At 66.7% G+C, this 17,463-nt stretch carries 12 protein-coding genes; 8 read left to right on the top strand and 4 right to left on the bottom strand.

What is annotated here, in order from left to right:
* Positions 1-33: 33 nt before the first annotated feature.
* Positions 34-2,859: a bifunctional YncE family protein/alkaline phosphatase family protein gene (locus tag ABIB28_RS00820; protein WP_354285659.1), complete on the top strand. Its 2,826-nt coding sequence runs from the start codon at positions 34-36 to the stop codon at positions 2,857-2,859.
* Positions 2,745-4,232: an APC family permease gene (locus tag ABIB28_RS00815; protein ID WP_354285657.1), complete on the top strand. Its 1,488-nt coding sequence runs from the start codon at positions 2,745-2,747 to the stop codon at positions 4,230-4,232. Before ABIB28_RS00820 ends, ABIB28_RS00815 begins: the two co-directional genes overlap by 115 nt.
* Here the strand turns inward: ABIB28_RS00815 and ABIB28_RS00810 are convergent.
* From ABIB28_RS00810 to ABIB28_RS00800, 3 genes are all read right to left on the bottom strand, one after another.
* Positions 4,209-5,816, bottom strand: a complete 1,608-nt coding sequence (locus tag ABIB28_RS00810) for a phytoene desaturase family protein (protein ID WP_354285655.1) — start codon at positions 5,814-5,816, stop codon at positions 4,209-4,211. The two genes, ABIB28_RS00815 and ABIB28_RS00810, sit on opposite strands and share 24 nt — an antisense overlap.
* Positions 5,817-5,989: 173 nt before the next feature.
* On the bottom strand, positions 5,990-7,138 hold the full coding sequence (locus ABIB28_RS00805; RefSeq protein ID WP_354285653.1) for an aromatic ring-hydroxylating oxygenase subunit alpha: 1,149 nt from the start codon (positions 7,136-7,138) through the stop codon (positions 5,990-5,992).
* A gap of 86 nt (positions 7,139-7,224) precedes the next feature.
* Positions 7,225-8,616 (bottom strand): M20/M25/M40 family metallo-hydrolase, encoded by a 1,392-nt coding sequence (locus ABIB28_RS00800; RefSeq protein ID WP_354285652.1) that lies wholly within the window; start codon positions 8,614-8,616, stop codon positions 7,225-7,227.
* A 235-nt stretch (positions 8,617-8,851) separates the two neighbouring features.
* On the opposite strand from ABIB28_RS00800, the gene adhP reads away from it, so the two are divergent.
* The 6 genes from adhP (at position 8,852) to ABIB28_RS00770 (ending at position 15,394) form a co-directional block, all read left to right on the top strand.
* A complete protein-coding gene (adhP, locus tag ABIB28_RS00795; RefSeq protein WP_354285650.1) occupies positions 8,852-9,892 on the top strand; it encodes an alcohol dehydrogenase AdhP in 1,041 nt (346 codons plus the stop codon).
* Positions 9,893-9,923: 31 nt separating this feature from the next.
* Complete coding sequence (locus ABIB28_RS00790; protein WP_354285648.1) at positions 9,924-11,021, top strand: Acg family FMN-binding oxidoreductase; 1,098 nt, start codon at positions 9,924-9,926, stop codon at positions 11,019-11,021.
* Positions 11,022-11,139: 118 nt separating this feature from the next.
* Positions 11,140-11,670 carry a GNAT family N-acetyltransferase gene (locus ABIB28_RS00785; RefSeq protein WP_354285646.1) on the top strand — a complete coding sequence of 177 codons (531 nt, stop codon included), beginning with the start codon at positions 11,140-11,142 and terminating at the stop codon, positions 11,668-11,670.
* 46 nt (positions 11,671-11,716) lie between these two features.
* Positions 11,717-13,225, top strand: coding sequence for a succinyl-CoA:acetate CoA-transferase ScpC (gene scpC, locus ABIB28_RS00780; protein WP_354285644.1), 1,509 nt, complete (start codon positions 11,717-11,719; stop codon positions 13,223-13,225).
* A gap of 266 nt (positions 13,226-13,491) precedes the next feature.
* Entirely contained in the window at positions 13,492-14,475 is a 984-nt protein-coding gene (gene araD1, locus ABIB28_RS00775; protein ID WP_354285642.1) for an AraD1 family protein, read from the top strand.
* A gap of 1 nt (position 14,476) precedes the next feature.
* A complete protein-coding gene (locus tag ABIB28_RS00770) occupies positions 14,477-15,394 on the top strand; it encodes a Gfo/Idh/MocA family protein (protein WP_354285640.1) in 918 nt (305 codons plus the stop codon).
* Positions 15,395-15,464: 70 nt separating this feature from the next.
* On the opposite strand, the gene ABIB28_RS00765 is transcribed toward ABIB28_RS00770, so the two are convergent.
* Positions 15,465-17,279 carry an IlvD/Edd family dehydratase gene (locus ABIB28_RS00765; protein ID WP_354285638.1) on the bottom strand — a complete coding sequence of 605 codons (1,815 nt, stop codon included), beginning with the start codon at positions 17,277-17,279 and terminating at the stop codon, positions 15,465-15,467.
* Between the last annotated feature and the right edge of the window lie 184 nt (positions 17,280-17,463).

Raw genomic sequence — 17,463 nt, 5'->3', positions numbered from 1 at the left:
GTAAGCCCGCACTACGGCGTCGGGATGGGTATCATGCACAAAGCATTTCTGTTTGGTGGCTTGCTCGCGATCACCGCGTCGGTTGCGGCACGCGATTATTCCGAGAAAAGCGTAGCACTGCCGACCGGGCAGCGGCTGACCCCGCTGGCAGCACCAGGCGCACGATTCGAACCGCTGACGACGCGCATCGCGCCGCACCCGGAGTATGTTGCCGATGGCGCCGCAGCGATCGCGGTCAGCCCCGACGGGCGCGAGATGCTGGTGCTGACCAGCGGGTTCAATCTGTTCAACGGCAGCGATGGCAAACGGCTCCCCGCGCAGTCGACACAATATGTCTTTCGCTACGCGATCGACGCACGCGGCGGTCGGTTGCTTCAGACGACGCGGGTGCCGAACAGCTATTCGGGGATCGCGTGGCAGCCCGACGGCCGCGGTTTCGTCGTCGGGGGTGGAGTCGACGATGTCGTCCATCGGTTCGAGGCGCACGGGAGCCTTTTCGCCGAGACGCGCGCGCCGATCGCGCTGGGGCATGCGAGCGGAAACGGTGCCGAGGTCAAGCCGCAGGCGGCAGGACTTGCGGTCAGCCCCGATGGGCGACGCGCGCTGGTCGCAAATTACTACAATGATTCAATCAGCCTGATCGACCTGGCGGCGGGCAAGGTGATCGCCGAGCGCGATCTGCGGCCTGGCAAGATCGATCCCGCGAAAGCCGGCGTTCCGGGCGGCGAGAACCCGTTTGCGATCGTCTGGACCGATGCGACGCATGCCTGGGTGTCGGCACCACGCGATCGGCAACTCGTCGCGCTGGAGATCATCGGCGATGCGGTCCGTGTGACAGGCCGCGTGGCGACGCTCGGTGCGCCGACCGCACTGCTGGTCGATCCACGCCTCGGCCGGCTCTACGCGACCGAGGACAATGCCGACCGGCTGGCGATCATCGAGCTCAAGACCGGCCGTCTCGCCGCCGAGTCGCGGCTCGGGCTGCCGGACGCACTCGGCGCGGCACCGGTCGCCAAGGGGCTCAACGCCAATGCGCTGGCGCTGCTCCCCGATCACCGCTTGCTCGTGACGATGGGCGGAATCAACGCGGTCGCCTTGGTTACGCCGCGCGCCGACGGCGCGAGCGTCGACGGGCTCGTGCCGACGGGCTGGTATCCCAGCGCGGTCGCAGTGAGCCGCGATGGCGGTCGCGTATTCGTCGTCAATCGCAAGAGCCCGCCGGGGCCGAACCCGCTCGGCTGCGCGCCGAAGCTCGCTATCTATCGCGGCCAGCCCAATGCATGCGGCGCTGCCAACCAATATATCTTCCAGCTCGAAAAGGCCGGGCTGCTGCAGTTCGCGCTGCCGAAGCCTGCTGCGTTGGTGCGCACCACGCTGCAAGTCGCCGACAATATCGGGCTGACCGCAACGCAGGCGCGCGCGGCCGCGAACGTGACGATGGCGGCGGTGCGCGCGCGGATCAAGCACGTCGTCTTCATCATCAAGGAAAACCGGACCTACGACCAAGTGCTCGGCGATCTCGCGGTCGGAAATGGTGATCCGCGGCTCGCGATCCTTGGCGAGCGGCTGTCGCCCAATCATCACCGCCTCGCGCGCGACTTCGTCACGCTCGACAATTTCTACGACAGCGGCGAGCAGTCGAGCACCGGCTGGACCTGGTCGACCGCGGCGCGCGTGCCAGACCTCCTCGAGAAGACCGCGCCGGTCAATTATGCCGGGCGCGGGCTGGCGTATGAGGCGGAGGAGGCCGATCGCTTCATCTACACAGCTCAGACGCCCGCCGAGCGGCACGCGACGAATCCGGCGCTCTCGACCGATCCCGATCTGCTGCCCGGGCCAGCGCTGCTGACTGCGCCCGATGGCGATCGTGACGACGAAACGGGCCAGGGTTTCCTGTGGAATGCCGCGATCCGTGCCGGGCTGAGCGTTCGCAATTACGGATTTTCGGACGCTTCGGTCTACGATCTCGGCAAGCCCGGCTTCATTCCGCTCGAGCGCGAACCGGCGAAGACAGGGACGCGGATCTACACGCCGGGCGACCGCTTGCTGGCCTCGCGCAGCGACCCGTATTTCCGCGGCTTCGACCAGAAGATGCCCGATTATTGGCGCATGCTCGAATGGCAGCGCGAATTCGCCGTGGCGGACGCGAAGGACGCGGTCCCCGCGCTCACGCTGCTGCGGCTCAGCCACGATCATTTCGGCGATTTCAGCGATGCGATCGACGGGGTGAACACCGTCGAGACGCAAATGGCGGACAATGACTATGCGCTCGGCCAGGTCGTCGAGACGATCGCGCAGAGCCGCGCGCGTGATTCCACCCTGGTCTTCGTGATCGAGGATGATGCGCAGAACGGTGCCGACCATGTCGATGCCCGGCGCAGCGTGGCGTTCATCGTCGGGCCGATGGTGCGCCACAACGCACTGGTCTCGACGCGCTATACCACCGTCAGCCTGTTGCGGACGATCGAAGCGGTGCTCGGCCTGGCGCCGCTCGGGTTGAACGATGCGCTCGCGGTGCCGATGGCCGATGTGTTCGATCCGGCGATGAAGGGCTGGCGCTACCACACCGTCGCCGCCGACGTGCTGCACGCGACGCAATTGCCGATCCCGCGGGATCGCTTCGTGGCGGCACCGGTGGCCGCCGGATGTGCCCCGCACGACGCCGCTTATTGGGCCGCCGCGATGCGAGGACAGAATTTCGCCACCGAGGATCGCCTCGATACCGATGCTTTCAATGCCGCGTTGTGGAACGGGCTCGGCGCTGGCGCGCAGCCGAGCACGCGTGGCGGCGAGGATTTCCGTATCCAGCGTACCGCTTTGCTCGCGAGCGTCTCTGCAGCCGAGCCCTGTCACCGCTAGCAGCGCGGAATTCGCGGCGACGGAAATCGCTCTGGCATAGCGCTGCGCAGCGTGCTCCATTCGCTGGGGAAGGGAGCTGCCGCATCGAGTCGGAGTCGCACCGCCCATTCGGATTCTGGACCGCGACCGCGCTGGTGGTCGGCGGGATGATTGGCTCGGGCATCTTCGTCCTGCCCGCACAACTTGCCCCTTATGGCTGGACGAGCATCGTGGCGTGGATCGTGGGGGTCAGCGGCGCGATGTTGATCGCCTGGGTGCTCGCAAGGCTGACGGCGGCGATGCCCGAAGCGACGGGAGTGGTCGCGATGTGCGGCGCCGGGCTGGGCCCGCTGTGCGGCGTGCTCGTCGGGTGGAGCTATTGGATCGGCATCTGGTCCGCCAATGCGGTGATCGCACTGACCGCAGTGCGCTATCTGGCGCAATTCGTGCCGATGATGGGCGCGACGGCGCTTGCCCAGGCGGTGTCGGCGACGGTGTTGATTTGGCTGTTGACGGTGCTCAACCTCGGCGGTGCGCGGCTGGCTGGGGCGTTCCAAGTCGGCACGACGGTGATCAAGCTCGTCCCGCTTGGTGCGATTGTCCTGATTCTCGCCGGGATCGCGTGGCGAGGTGGGGTGGGGCATTCGGCCGGGCCCTATGCGGATTTCGCATGGGGCGGTCTGACGCCGGCGCTGACCTTCGCCTTCTACGCGATCGTCGGGTTCGAAGCGGCGAGCGTCGCCGCCGAGCGGGTGCGCGACCCGGCGCGCAATGTGGTGCGCGCGATGCTGTTCGGGCTCGCGTTGACGGGAGTGCTGTATCTCATCGTCTGCACCGGCATCATCTTCGCGTTGCCGAGCGCGGCTGTCGCCAATGCGCAGGCACCGTTCGCGCTGTTCGTCTCGACCTTCTGGGGGCCTTGGGCAGGGCTTGCGACCGCAGGCTTCGCCGCGATCGCGGCGATCGGCGCGCTCAACGGCTGGACGCTGGTGCAGGGCGAGGTTCCGCTCGGCATGGCGCGCGCCGGGCTGCTGCCGCGCTGGATCGGGGCGACCAGCACGCGCGACGTGCCGGTTGCGATCCTGCTCGTGTCGAGCACGCTCGCCAGTTTGCTGGTGCTGTCGAACGCGACGCGGTCGCTCGGCGGGCTGCTCGACTTCATGCTGCGGCTGACGGCAGCGGCGACGATCTGGCTCTATGTCGGCGCGTGCCTCACCGCGCTGATCCTGCGGATCGCGCCCGTCGCCACCGCGCTGGGGCTGGCCTTTGCCGCGTGGGCGATGTGGGGCGCGGGGATCGAGGCGATCGGCCTGAGCGTCGGGCTGATGCTGACCGCGATCCCGCTGTATCTGCTGCGGTATCGCGCGGCGCTATCCGAAGACGCGCCCGACTAGGCTGCGATCGCGCAGGATCTCGTGTGCCGCATTGTGCCCCGGCGCGCCGGTCACGCCGCCGCCGGGATGCGTGCCCGATCCGCACATATAGAGCCCCTTGATCGGCCCGCGATAGTCGCCGTGGCCGAGCACCGGCCGTGCCGCCCAAAGCTGATCGAGGCCCATCGCCCCGTGGAAGATGTCGCCGCCGATCAGCCCGAACTTGCGCTCGAGATCGAGCGGCGAATGGATCTGGCGCGCGATCACGCTCGCCTTGAAGTTGGGGGCGTGTGCGGTGACGGTGTCGATGATCAGATCGGCGACCTCCTCGCGCGTAGCGTCCCACGAGCGGCCATCTGGCAGCGTCGGCGCGAATTGCTGGCAGAACAGGCTGGCGATATGCTGGCCGGGCGGCGCGAGGCTGTCGTCGACCGTCGTCGGGAGCTTCATCTCGACGATCGGCTGTTTCGACCAGCCAAACTGCTGCGCGTCGATGAACGCTTGGTCCATGTAATCCATGCCGGGCGCGATGATGATGCCGGCGGTATGATGCTCGGCCTTGTCCTTGCCGCGCAGCACGCTGAAATCGGGCAGTTCGGACAGAGCGACGTTCATGCGGAAGGTGCCGCTGCCGGTCTTGAAGCCGGCGATCCGGCGGTTGAAGTCGGCGGGTAGGTCGGAGGAATCGACCATCTGGCGATAGAGCAAGGCCGGGCCGACATTGGCTGCGACGATCTTTGCGGCGATCTCTTCGCCCGATTCGAGGCGGACGCCCGCGACTTTGCCACCTTCGGTCAGCAGCTTGGCGACGGGAGCGTCGAGGCTGATCTCGACGCCCGCTTCGAGGCAGGCGTGCGCCATCGCCTGCGTGATGGCGCCCATCCCGCCGACCGAATGGCCCCAGGCGCCGTATTTGCCGTTCACCTCGCCAAAGACGTGGTGGAGCAGGACATACGCGCTGCCCGGGGTCGAGACGCCGGCATAGTTGCCCACCACCGCGTCGAAGGCGAAGGCCGACTGGACATGGTCGTCCTCGAACCAGCCGCCGAGGAAATCGCGCGCGGATTTGGTGAAGATGTCGAGCAGGTCGCGTTGCTGCTCGATCCCCATCTTGGCGACCGGCCAGCCCTGCGCCGCACCCGCGAGCAGCGCGCGTAACCCCCCGCCGACATTGGGCGGGGACTTGAGCGCGAGATCGCGGAGCACTTGCGCGACCTTTTCGAGCGCGGCGTCATAGGCCGGGTAGGCGTCGGCATCCCTCTGGCTGAAGCGCGCGAACTGCGCTTGCGTGCGCGCGGTGCCGCCGCCGAGTGTGAGATAGGTGTCGGGGAAGGGGAAGAAGTTGCTGATCGTCCGCTCGATGATGCGGAAGCCGCGGTCGTGCAGCTTCATGTCGGCGATGACCTTGGGGCGCAGCAGGCTGACGGTGTAGCTCGCGGTCGAATTGCGGAAGCCGGGGTGGAATTCCTCGGTCACCGCCGCCCCGCCGACGATATGGCGGCGTTCGAGGATGCGGACCTTGAGCCCGGCGCGCGCGAGGTAGAAGGCGCAGACGAGGCCGTTATGGCCACCGCCGATGATGAGCGCGTCGTAGCGTTTGGTCATGCTTGCTCCCGCCTTCCTACTTCTTACCCCCTCCCGCTTTCGCGGGAGGGTCTTCTTCTTCTTTAACGACCGAAAGAAGAAGACCCTCACCGACTTCGACTAGGCCCGCCTGAAGAAGGCGGACCAAGTCTGCGTTTCCTCTCCCGCGAGCGGGAGAGGAAACCCGCAGAGCACTACCCCCGCGACCATCCCGGCGCGGGCGCACGGTGCAATCGCGCCTCGGGGATCCGCTCGCGGATCTTCCGCGCGAAGCTGCGAAGGCACACCTCGCTCCGCCCGATCGGCCCTGCGGTGTAGCTGCGCGACGCCATCCCTCGCTGGACGCGCTCGATCAGCCACGTGTCCTCGGCATTGACGACGCGGTTGATCCGCCAATTGGCATAGCGCACGAGCTTCATCTCGCGCCGGTCATCGGGCAGCGCGAACGCCATTTCGCGCAGCACGCTGGTGGTCGGCGTCAGTGGGAGCCATTGCATGAAGTCGATCTGGTCGGCGTAGAGATCGAATGCCATGTTGGGCCACAGCTTGAAGTAGAGCCATAGCCGCTGGTTAGCCTCGGGCAGATGATCGACGTGCGGCAGATGCGTCTGGTAGAACCGCTCCCACGGATTGTCCGAGACGCGGTCGACGATCTGGCCCGACATCTTGTCGACGAACGGTGCCGCCTCGATCGCATAGCTCTTGCCGAACAGCCGGCTCAGCCCGTCATGCGCGACCGGGATGTGCAGATTGTCCGAATAATTGTCGCCGACGTTCTTCCAATTGACCGCGCGCTCGCGCAGCCGGACGGGCGAGAGCGCCTGCATCGCCTCGACGCGATACGGCGCGATTTCGGCATCGTAGGGCGCCATCATCGCGGCGACCGACGGACCATCGCCTTCGAGCCGGACAAACACGAAGCCGCGCCAGATCTCGAGCTCGACCGGGGCGAGGCCGTGCGCCTCGAGCTCGAGCGCGGGATAATCGCGGCGCATCGGCACGCCCGACAGACGGCCGTCGGTCTCGTAGCTCCAGGCGTGATACGGGCAGACGAACTTGCGCGCACATCCCGTCGGCCCCTCGACGAGCCGCATCGCGCGATGGCGGCAGACATTGGCGAAGGCGCGCAGCGCACCGTCATCGCCGCGTACGACGACGATGCTCTCGCCGAGATAGTCGATCGTGTGGAAATCGCCGGCGTTGGCGATCTGGTTCTGGTGGCAGACGATTTGCCAAGACGGCCGCAGCACACGCTCGAGCTCGACCGCGTGATATTCGGGATCGGTATAGAGCCAGCCGGGCAAGCTCCAGTCGGCATCAGGATCGGGGGGACACGGCGCCATGCTGAGCTCCGATTGCGGGTACGCCGATCGTAGGATCGGCGTGCGCCCCGGGCAAGACCGGGACGCATCAGGCGCGTTTGCCGCGGTTACTTCGACAGATCGGTGAACAGCAGCTTGTAATAGCGGATCCCCGGTTCGATCGTCGCGATCGGCGTGCGCTCGTCGAGGCCGTGGCTGAAATCGTCCGACGGTTTGATGAAGGTCGGGCTCGCGCCATAGCTCGCGACGTGGTGCGAGCGGAACCACATGCTGTCGCTCGCGCCCGAGGCCATCGCCGGGAAGACGGGCACGCCCGGATAGACCTGGCCCATCGCGCGGGTGATCGCGGTGATGAAATCGGAGCGCATCGGCGATGCGTCGTTCGCCACCGAGCCTTCGCTGACATCGGCGATCGTCACTGCCGGGTCGGCGATCACGCGGCCGAGCTCGGCCATGATGTCGGCTGGTTTGTGGCCGGGGAAGATCCGGCAGTTGATGTTGGCGGTCGCGCGTTGCGGGAGCGCGTTCTCGGCGTGTCCGCCGTTGACGAGCGTCGGGACGCAGGTCGTGCCGATCTTGCCGACGGTCGCGGGATTGGCGGTCAGCGTCGCGATCGCGGCCTTGTCGGTCGGATCGGCGACGAACGCTTTCAGCGCGGCACCGATCGCGGGCTCCTCGAACGGCGCGGCCTTGGTCAGCGCCTCGCGCGTCAGCGGGCTCAGTTCGGGCTTGAACTGATACGCGCCGACCTTCTCGAGCGCTTTCGAAAGCTCGACGATCGCGTTGACCGGGCGCGGCATCGACGAATGGCCGCCGGGGTTGGTGACGGTCAGCCGGAAATCGGCATAGGTTTTCTCCGCGCCGTTCCACGTCCAATATTTGGGCTTGCCGGTCGTCTCGTCGAGCACGCCGCCGCCGCCATCGACGTTGAGCACGATATTGGCGTCCTTGAGCCGCTCGGCGATCAGCGTCGAGGTCTTCATCGCGGTTTCCTCGTCACCCGAGAATTCGATGACGATCGTCCGTTTGGGCTTGTAGCCGCTGCGTCGCAGGTCGGTGAGCGCAGTGATCGCGATCGTCCCGTCGAGCTTCATGTCGGTCGCGCCGCGACCATAGAGATAGCCATTCTCGACTACGGGGGTGAACGGATCGCGCTTCCAGTCGGCGGGCTTGGCCTCGACGACGTCCATGTGCCCCGAAATCACCATCGGCTTGAGCGACGGATCGCTGCCGCGCCACGTGCCGATCAAATAGGCGGTGTCGTCGACGGGCACGATCTCGACATCGGCATCGGCAAAACCGCCCGCGACGAGCGCCGCCTTGTAGAGTGCGGCGACTTGCGGGGTCTGGTTGCCCGGGCCCTTTACCGAGCGCAGCGCGATTGCCTTCTTGGCAAGATCGAGCGCGGCATTGGCAGACGCCGCGGCGGTGGGGGCGGCCGCGTGCGCGCCGCTCGTCAGGATGGTGGCAGACAGGAGAACAGCGAAGACAGCGCGCATGCAGGGGTCCTTGGCGGGAGGCGCTGTGAACCTAGCGCTCAGGCTGACCGGCGCAAGGCAGTTGCCGGTCGGAGCTATGCGTATTTTCCGAGTCTGCCCAAACGCGGGTCGCGACTTCTAGGGAAGACAGGCCAGAGCGCTCGTGCAGGCGGCCGTGTCGCGGCACTGCTGTCAGCGTGTCGCGCGCGTGTCAGGTCGAAACGATTCCCGCATTCCCCCCGGAAGGAGCCTGCTCATGGCCAAGACAATGCACGCCGCGGTCGTCACCGCATTCGGACAGCCGTTGGTGCTCCAGGAGGTTGCGATCCCGACGCCGGGGCCCGGGCAAATCCTCGTCAAGACCGAGGCGTGCGGGGTCTGCCATACCGATCTGCACGCCGCGAAGGGCGATTGGCCGGTCAAGCCCAACCCGCCCTTCATCCCCGGGCATGAGGCGATCGGCATCGTCGTCGCGCTCGGCGCCGGAGTGACCCGCGTCAAGGAGGGTGACCGCGTCGGCGTGCCGTGGCTCTATTCGGCATGCGGACATTGCGAATATTGCCTGTCGGCGTGGGAGACGGTGTGCGGCGAGGCCAAGTTCGGCGGCTACACGCAAAATGGCGGCTTCGCCGAATATCTGCTCGCCGACCCCGACTATGTCGCGCACATTCCCGCCGGGCTGAGCGCGGTCGAGGCGGCGCCGCTGATTTGCGCTGGCATCACGACGTACAAAGGCATCAAGGAAACGCAGGCGCGGCCAGGCGAATGGGTCGCGATTTCGGGGTGTGGCGGGCTTGGCCATCTCGCGATCCAATATGCCAAGGCGATGGGGCTGAACGTCGCCGGGATCGACATCGACGACGGCAAGCTCGCCCACGCGACGCGGCTCGGTGCCGATCTCGTCATCAACGCAAAGACGCATAGTCCCGCCGAAATACTCAAGGAGAAGACCGGCGGCGGGGCGCACGGCGTGCTGATCACCGCGCCCTCGCTCGCCGCGTTCAAGCAAGGCGTCGCGATGACGCGCAAGCGTGGCACCTGCGTGCTCGTCGGCTTGCCGCCGGGCGAGTTCCCCGTGCCGTTGTTCGATGTCGTGGCGAATTGCATCACCGTGCGGGGATCGTTCGTCGGCACCCGCAAGGATATGGCCGAGTGCCTCCAATTCGCCGCCGACGGCAAGGTCAAGGCCGACATCGAGCTGCAGCCCTTGGCGGCGATCAACAGCGTGTTCGAGCGGCTCGAGCGCGGCGACGTGCCGTCACGCGTCGTGCTCGACTTCACGCCGGCCGACGCCTGAGCGCGTCTCGCACCGATCGGGAGGGTCTGGGATGAACCGCCGAAATCTTCTGCTCGGGGGTGGGGCAACCGCGCTCGGCGTCGTCGGGGCTGGCTGGGCCGGCCTTCACGACCTGTCCTCGATGACCGCATATGATGCGGCAGCTGCCGCCGCGCGTATTCCGCATGGCGGCAACCCGGCGCTGGCCGAGCTCGTCCGCTTCGCGACGCTCGCCCCCAACGGCCATAATACGCAGCCGTGGCGCTTCCGCCTCGGCACGAACCGGATCGACGTGCTCCCCGATTTCAGCCGGCGCACCCCGGTCGTCGATCCCGACGATCACCATCTGTTCGTCAGCCTGGGATGCGCGACCGAAAACCTCGTGCTGGCGGCGGCTGCGTCGGGGCATCGCGGGGCGGCGGTGTTTGCGCCCGACGATGGCGGGACGATCGGCTTTGCGTTTCGCCCCGGCCCGCCCGTCGATGATCCGTTGTTCTGGGCGATCCCCAAACGGCAATCGACGCGTGGCCGCTATGACGGGCGATCGCTCCCCACCGCCGAGCTCCGCGACCTGGCGGTCGCGGCAGCGGTGCCCGGGGTCGAGCTGATCCTGATGACCGAACGCCGCGATAGGGCGATCGTGCGCGACATGGTCATCGACGGCAACTCCAGACAGATGGCCGACCCGGCTTTCGTACGCGAACTCAAGCAGTGGCTGCGCTACAATCCGCACGCGGCGCTGCGCACACGCGACGGCCTGTTCAACGCGGCGAGCGGTAACTTCCCGCTGCCGAGCTGGGCCGGGCCGGCGCTGTTCGATCGCTTCGTGACCGCCCGCTCGGAAAACGACCGATATGCGCGCCAGCTCGACTCTTCGGCCGGCGTGGCGATCTTCCTTGGGGCAAAGGCGGATCCCGACCATTGGGTGCGCGTCGGTCGGGCGTGCCAGCGGTTCGCGCTGCAAGCGACCGCGCTCGGCATCAAATGCGCGTTCGTCAATCAGCCGGTCGAGGTCGCCGGTTTGCGACCCGAGCTTGCCGCGGTGATCGGCGCGCCAGGCATGCGGCCCGATCTCGTCCTGCGCTTCGGGCGTGGGCCCGCGTTGCCCTATGCGCTGCGTCGTCCGGTCGCAGCGGTGTTGGCGGCATGACGCTGCGTCTGGCCCGATCTACGTAGTTTCATCAGCAGCCAGCCCGACCTTCGCAGCGCATGAGGCGCTCTTGTGAAGCTCGGAATCGGGTTTCGTTTGCCAAGCGGAAGGGCCTTCGATGCATCAGCCGAGCCAGACACTCACCACGCGCAGCGGATTTACCTTTCACGTGCGCCCGGCGCGGCCCGAGGACGATGGCACCGTCGCCGAGTTCTTTACGCACGTGACGCGTGAGGATCTGCGGTTTCGCTTTCTCACCGGAATGAACGAAGTCGCGCCGGCACAGATCACCGCTCTCACGCACGTCGATCATCGCTGGACCGAGAATTACCTCGCGTTCACGCATGACGGAGCGACGATGATCGCGACCGCGATGCTCGCCTGCGACCCGGGGTTCGAGCGCGGCGAAGTCGCTATCGCGCTCCGCAAGGATTTCAAGCAGCACGGCATCGGCTGGACGCTGCTCGCGCATATCGCCGCGGTCGCCGACACCAAGGGCGTCAAGGTGCTCGAGGCGATCGAGAGCCGCGACAATCACGCCGCGATCGAGGTCGAGCGCGACATGGGCTTCACGGTTGCCCCTTATCCTGGCGACGGCGCGTTGCTGCTGGTGAGCCGCTCGATCGGTCACGCCGCGGTGCCGGCTTGACCGCACGCTGCGCACGCCCCGGATTATAACGGCCAAGAGGAAGTTCATGCCTTCGAAAATCAGCGCGCATTTGCGCGACCGCGTCATGGGGGCCGATGCGGCCGCAGCGCTGATCGCACCGGGCAGCACGGTCGGGCTCAGCGGCTTTACTGGATCGGGCTATCCAAAGGCAGTTCCGCTAGCGCTCGCCGCGCGGATCGAGGCCGAGCACGCGCTCGGGAATCCGTTCCGGGTCCGCGTGTGGACGGGGGCGTCGACCGGGCCCGAGCTCGATGGCGCGCTTGCGAAGGCCGACGGGATCGAGTTTCGCCTGCCGTACAATTCCGATCCGATCGCACGCGAGAAGATCAACCGTGGCGAGATGGACTATTTCGACATGCATCTGAGCCAAGTCGCGCCGATGGCCTGGCAGGGCTTTCTCGGACCGCTCGACACCGCCGTGATCGAGGTCGTGGGCATTCGCGACGACGGATCGCTGATCCCGTCGTCGTCGGTCGGCAACAACAAGACCTGGCTCGACCGCGCCGACCAGATCATCCTCGAGGTGAATCGCTGGCAGAACCCCGCGCTCGAGGGAATGCACGACATCTATTACGGCACCGCGCTGCCGCCGCACCGCGTGCCGATCCCGCTCGTCCGCCCCGACGACCGGATCGGCGAGGCCTATTACCGCGTCGATCCCGCCAAGATCGTCGCGATCGTCGAGACCGACGCGCCCGATCGCAACTTGCCGTTCGCAGCACCCGATGCCGCAGCCGAAGCGATCGCCGGGCATTTGATCGACTTCTTCCGCCATGAAGTCGCGCGCGGGCGGTTGCCGGCGTCGCTGCTGCCGTTGCAGTCGGGGGTCGGCAACATCGCCAATGCCGTGCTGAGCGGGCTCGTCGCTGGACCGTTCGAGGCGATGACCTCGTACACCGAGGTGATCCAGGACGGGATGCTCGACTTGCTCGATTCGGGGAAACTGCTGATGGCGTCAGCGACCGCCTTCTCGCTCAGTCCGGAGGCTGCGGCGCGGCTCAATGCCGATCTGCGCGCGTATCGCGACAAGATGATCTTGCGCCCGCAGGAGATCAGCAACCATCCCGAGCTGATCCGCCGGCTCGGCTGCCTCGCGATGAACGGGCTGATCGAGGCGGACATCTACGGCAACGTCAATTCGACGCACATCATGGGATCGCGGATCCAGAACGGGATCGGCGGCTCGGGCGATTTCGCGCGGAATGCCTATGTCTCGATCTTCATGACGCCGTCGACCGCCAAGGGCGGCGCGATCTCGGCGATCGTGCCGCAGGCGAGCCATGTCGATCATATCAGCCAGGACGTCCAAGTGCTCGTCACCGAGCAAGGCCTCGCCGATCTGCGCGGGCTGAGCCCGAAGCAGCGCGCGCAGCTGATCATCGAGAATTGCGCGCATCCCGATTATCGCCCCGCGCTCGCCGACTATTACCGCCGCGCCCGGCTGGGCTCGTACGGCCAGCAGACGCCGATGCTGCCGGGCGAAGCGCTGTCGTGGCACCAACGCTTCCTCGAGACGGGCACGATGCGGATGTGACCGGGATCCACCGGTGATGACGATCGGCTTTTGCCCCGCGCTGAGTGGACCGGTGCGCTCGGGTAGCCGTCGATATCGACTGGGCGGAGACTCGCTGTTGCGGCCGACCTTGGACCGTCATCGGGGCGATGCGGTGGGTAGCGCCGCTTCTATCATCAAAGCTTGGGGAGCTTGGTTGAACATCTGCAAGCGCGCTGCTAGCTGGTAGTCGGACTAATAGCGCGCAGCGGTTCGATCGGCTGCGGGGCTTTGTGGAGAGGTTAACGATGAGCGTATCGCTCGTTCAATTTCGCGGCGCTGACGGCGCTCGCGGCGTCGCTGCGCTCGGTCCCGACGGCTCGGCGCGCGTCGTACCCGGTGCCATCACCACCATCGCGCTTGCCAAGACGGCGCTCACTGACGGGGTCGGTCTGGCCGAAGCGGTGGAACGCGCCGGCGTGGGCGATCCGCTCGACCTGGCGAGCGTGACGCTGCTCTCGCCGGTTGACCATATCGATCCCGCGCATCTGCTGTTGACTGGAACGGGCCTCACGCATCTCGGCTCGGCCGAGGGGCGCGACAGGATGCACCGCGCCGCGGTCGAAAATCCTGCGCCGACCGACTCGATGAAGATGTTCCTGATGGGGGTCGAGGGCGGCAAGCCGTCCGAGCCGGGGCAGGGCGTCCAGCCCGAATGGTTCTACAAGGGCGACGGGTCGCAACTGGTCGCCCCCGGCGAGCCGCTGCGCTCGCCCGCCTTTGCGCTCGATGCAGGCGAGGAGCCCGAGATTGCCGGCATCTATTTGATCGATGCCGACGGCACGCCGGTCCGGCTCGGCTTCGCGCTCGCCAATGAGTTTTCGGACCATGTCACCGAGCGGGGCAATTATCTGTGGCTGGCGCACTCGAAGCTGCGCAATGCCGCGCTCGGCCCCGAATTGCGCGTCGGTGCGCTTCCCGCCGACGTCCGCGGCACCAGCCGGATCGTACGGGATGGCGCGACGCTGTGGGAAAAGCCGTTCCTGTCGGGCGAGGCGAACATGTCGCATTCGATCGACAATCTTGAGCATCACCATTTCAAATATGCGCTGTTCCGTCGGCCGGGCGACGTGCACGTCCATTTCTTCGGGACTGCGACGCTGTCGTTCAGCGAAGCCGTGCAAACCCAGGAAGGCGACGTGTTCGAAATCGAAGCCGTCCCGTTCCATTTGCCCGTGCGCAACCCGATCGCGATCGATGCGCCCGTCTCTGTCAGCATGAAGGCGCTTTGAGATGGTGATCCGCATCGGCATAGTCGGAGTCGGCAAGATCGCGCGCGACCAGCATATTCCCGTCCTCGACGCCTCGCCCGATTTCGATCTCGTCACCGCCGCGAGCCGGCACGGACGGATCGAGCACGGGGTGACGCACACCACGATCGAAGAGATGCTCGCCGCCGAGGAGATCGACGCGGTCTCGCTGTGCCAGCCACCGCAAGTCCGCTTCGAGGCGGCGCGTCTCGCGATCGCTGCCGGCAAGCACGTGTTTCTCGAAAAGCCACCCGGCGCGACGCTGAGCGAAGTCGACCTGTTGCACGCACTGGCACGCGATAAGGGGGTGACGCTGTTTGCGAGCTGGCATTCGCGCTACGCAGCCGGGGTCGAGGCTGCCAGGGCTTGGCTGGCGGGCAAGGTGCTGCGCTCGGTCCATGTCGAGTGGAAGGAAGACGTCCGCCATTGGCATCCCGGCCAAGCGTGGATCTGGGAAGCCGGCGGGATGGGGGTGTTCGACCCCGGGATCAACGCGCTGTCGATCGCGACCGCGATCCTGCCGGGCTTCTTCCTGACGCACGGCGTGCTGGAGATTCCAGCCAATCGCGCTTCGCCGATCGCAGCCGATCTGCACTTCACCGATGCGGCGGGAACGCCGATCCGTGCGGAGTTCGACTGGCGCCAGACGGGCCCGCAGACGTGGGACATTAAGGTCGAGACCGATGCCGGCACGCTGGTGCTGTCGAAGGGTGGCAGCGAGTTGCGGATCGACGGGGTCGAGCAGACGCTCGCGCCCGAGGCCGAATATCGCGGGCTGTACGATCGTTTCGCCGCGCTCATCGCGGCGGGTGAGAGCGATGTCGATGTCGCGCCGTTGCGGCACGTGGCCGATGCCTATCTGCGCGGCGAGCGGCGGCAAGTCGAGGCGTTCGACGACTGAGCGGCGTCCGGAGCGACGATACGTAGCGAAGGGACGGCGGCGGCAACCGCCGTCCCCTTTTTTTGTCCGCTCAGTGGCTGTCGCGCGGCAACCCCCGCGTCTGTGCGATGCGCTGATACTTTTCGGCACCCTCGAGGATCGCGCCGGTGTTGAGCTGGCCGACCACCGCACGCTGCATTTCCTGCCATGGCGTCTGCGAGGCCGGATACTGATACCCGCCCGCTGCGACCAGCGCGGCGCGGCGCTCGGCAAGCTTTTCGTCCGAGATCAGCACATCGGCGGTGCCGCGACCGAGATCGATCCGCACGCGGTCGCCCGTCCTCAGCAGCGCCAGCCCGCCATGCGCCGCCGCTTCGGGCGAGGCGTTGAGGATCGACGGCGAGGCCGACGTCCCCGACTGTCGACCATCGCCGATGCACGGAAGCGCGTGAACGCCTTCGCGGATCAGATACGCGGGCGGCCGCATGTTGACGACCTCGGCCGCGCCGGGATAGCCGATCGGGCCGGCACCACGCATGAACATCAGCGTCTCGCGCGTGATGCCGAGCGCGGGATCGTCGATCTGGTGGTGATAATCCTCAGGACCGTCGAACACGATCGCCGGCCCTTCGAACGCCTCGGGATCCTCGGGGTTGGAGAGATATTGCTCGCGGAACTCGGCGCTGATCACGCTCGTCTTCATGATCGCGGCGTCGAATAGATTGCCCTTCAGCACGACGAAGCCGGCTTCCTCGACGAGACGCGTCTCGAAGGTGCGGATCACGCGCTCGTCCTCGATCGTCGCATCCCGGCAATTGTCGCCGATCGTCTGGCCGTTGACGGTCAGCGCGCCTTCTTGGATCAGGTCGTGGCGCATCAACTCGGCGACGACGGCGGGCACGCCGCCCGCGCGATAATAATCCTCGCCGAGATATTCGCCGGCCGGCTGCAGATTGACGAGCAGCGGGACCTTGTGGCCGTGGGTCTGCCAGTCGTCGAGCTCGAGCTCGGCGCCGACATGGCGCGCGATCGCCGCCAAGTGGATCGGCGCGTTGGTCGATCCGCCGATCGCCGAATTGACGACGATCGCGTTGAGGAAGGCGTCGCGCGTCATGATGTCGGATGGCTTGAGGTCCTCGCGGACCATGTCGACGATCCGCTTGCCGGTGAGATAGGCGACCTCCTGGCGGTCGCGATACGGCGCGGGGATCGCAGCCGAGCCCGGCAGCATCATGCCGAGCGCCTCGGCGAGCGAGTTCATCGTCGTCGCGGTGCCCATGGTGTTGCAATAGCCGGTCGACGGTGCCGACGAGGCGACGAGCTTGATGAAGCCGGCATTGTCGATCTCGCCCTTGGCGAGCATTTCGCGCGCCTTCCACACGATCGTGCCCGAGCCGGTGCGCTCGCCCTTGTGCCAGCCGTTGAGCATCGGTCCGACCGACAGCGCGATCGCCGGGATGTTCACGGTTGCCGCCGCCATCAGGCAGGCGGGCGTGGTCTTGTCGCAGCCGATCGTCAGCACGACGCCATCGAGCGGATAGCCGTAGAGCGTCTCGACGAGGCCAAGATAGGCGAGGTTGCGGTCGAGCCCGGCGGTCGGGCGCTTGCCGGTTTCCTGGATCGGATGGACCGGGAATTCGATCGCGATCCCGCCCATCTCGCGGATGCCCTCTCGCACGCGGTCTGCCAACACGAGATGATGGCGGTTGCACGGCGACAGGTCGCTGCCGGTCTGCGCGATGCCGATGATCGGCTTGCCCGACTGGAGTTCCTCGAGGCTGAGCCCGAAGTTCAGATAGCGCTCGAGGTACAGCGCGGTCATGTCGATATTGTCGGGATTGTCGAACCAGGCGCGCGAGCGCAGGCGAGCGAGCGGCGTGGCGGGAGCGGTAGGCGTGTCGGTCATGCAGGATCGTCCGGACTGGGTCAGCAGCAGCGCGGCGACCTCCCTAGGCGCGGACGGGTTTCCACATTCCCGCGCCACACACTCCGGTCGCCGAGGCTATCTGTTGACGAGATAGAGCGAGACTTATACTCGGACAAATACCGAGAAGGCAATCCGCCGCGCGCGGGGTTCGCCACATGGAGGA

The organism is Sphingomonas sp. UYEF23 (genome assembly GCF_040546165.1).
Classification (GTDB): Bacteria; Pseudomonadota; Alphaproteobacteria; order Sphingomonadales; family Sphingomonadaceae; genus Sphingomonas; species Sphingomonas glacialis.
Note: the sequence above shows the minus strand (reverse complement) of the source record. Positions and strands in the feature narration are given on the sequence as shown.

Coding starts and splice junctions, on each gene's coding strand:
- scpC (WP_354285644.1), top strand. CDS start 11,717: ATGCCTTCGAAAATCAGCGCGCATTTGCGCGACCGCGTCATGGGGGCC.
- ABIB28_RS00790 (WP_354285648.1), top strand. CDS start 9,924: ATGAACCGCCGAAATCTTCTGCTCGGGGGTGGGGCAACCGCGCTCGGC.
- ABIB28_RS00765 (WP_354285638.1), bottom strand. CDS start 17,279: ATGACCGACACGCCTACCGCTCCCGCCACGCCGCTCGCTCGCCTGCGC.
- ABIB28_RS00810 (WP_354285655.1), bottom strand. CDS start 5,816: ATGACCAAACGCTACGACGCGCTCATCATCGGCGGTGGCCATAACGGC.
- araD1 (WP_354285642.1), top strand. CDS start 13,492: ATGAGCGTATCGCTCGTTCAATTTCGCGGCGCTGACGGCGCTCGCGGC.
- adhP (WP_354285650.1), top strand. CDS start 8,852: ATGGCCAAGACAATGCACGCCGCGGTCGTCACCGCATTCGGACAGCCG.
- ABIB28_RS00820 (WP_354285659.1), top strand. CDS start 34: ATGCACAAAGCATTTCTGTTTGGTGGCTTGCTCGCGATCACCGCGTCG.
- ABIB28_RS00785 (WP_354285646.1), top strand. CDS start 11,140: ATGCATCAGCCGAGCCAGACACTCACCACGCGCAGCGGATTTACCTTT.
- ABIB28_RS00800 (WP_354285652.1), bottom strand. CDS start 8,616: ATGCGCGCTGTCTTCGCTGTTCTCCTGTCTGCCACCATCCTGACGAGC.
- ABIB28_RS00805 (WP_354285653.1), bottom strand. CDS start 7,138: ATGGCGCCGTGTCCCCCCGATCCTGATGCCGACTGGAGCTTGCCCGGC.
- ABIB28_RS00770 (WP_354285640.1), top strand. CDS start 14,477: ATGGTGATCCGCATCGGCATAGTCGGAGTCGGCAAGATCGCGCGCGAC.